Here is a 753-nt window from a genome sequence, read left to right on the forward strand (position 1 = left end):
CGATGCACCACATCGTCTCCGACGGCTGGTCCATGGGCGTCCTCGTGCGCGAGCTCGTGACGCTCTACGCCGCCTTCACCCAGGGCGCCGCGCCGGCCCTCAGCCCCCTGCCCCTGCAGTACGCGGACTTCGCGGCGTGGCAGCGCCAGTGGTTGCAGGGCGAGACGCTGGACGCGCAGCTCGGCTACTGGAAGCAGCAGCTCGCGGGTGCGCCCGCCGCGCTGGAGTTGCTGACGGACCATCCTCGGCCGTCCGTCCAATCCCATGCGGGCGCGGCCCTCTCCCTTCAGCTTCCGCCCGAAGCCTCCCAGGCCCTCAAGTCCCTGGCCCGGCGCGAGAGCGCCACGCCCTTCATGGTGCTGCTCGCGGGCTTCCAGCTCCTCTTGTCACGCTACGCCGGCCAGGACGATGTCAGCGTGGGCACGCCCATCGCCGGCCGCACCCAGGCGGAGACCGAAGGCCTCATCGGCTTCTTCGTCAACACCCTCGTCCTGCGCGCCCACGTCGATCCGAAAGCCACGTTCCGGCAATTGCTCGCCCAGGTGCGCGGCACGACACTCGCGGCGTACGAGCACCAGCACCTTCCGTTCGAGAAGCTGGTGGAGGTCCTCCAGCCCGTGCGGGACACCAGCCGCAGCCCCCTCTTCCAGGTGATGTTCGCCCTGCAGAACGCGCCCACCGGGGACCTGCGCGTCCCTGGCCTCACCTTCCAGCAGGTCGCCTCCGACGCTCGCTCCGCCAAGTTCGACCTCA

At 70.3% G+C, this 753-nt stretch carries 1 protein-coding gene; it reads left to right on the top strand.

The annotated features are described in order from the left end of the window. Window positions 1-753, top strand: a 753-nt coding sequence (locus ACLEQD_RS44645) for a condensation domain-containing protein (RefSeq protein ID WP_410391958.1), incomplete at both ends; no start/stop codon positions are given.

This window comes from Corallococcus sp. 4LFB (assembly GCF_046520365.1).
Taxonomy (GTDB): domain Bacteria; phylum Myxococcota; class Myxococcia; order Myxococcales; family Myxococcaceae; genus Corallococcus; species Corallococcus caeni.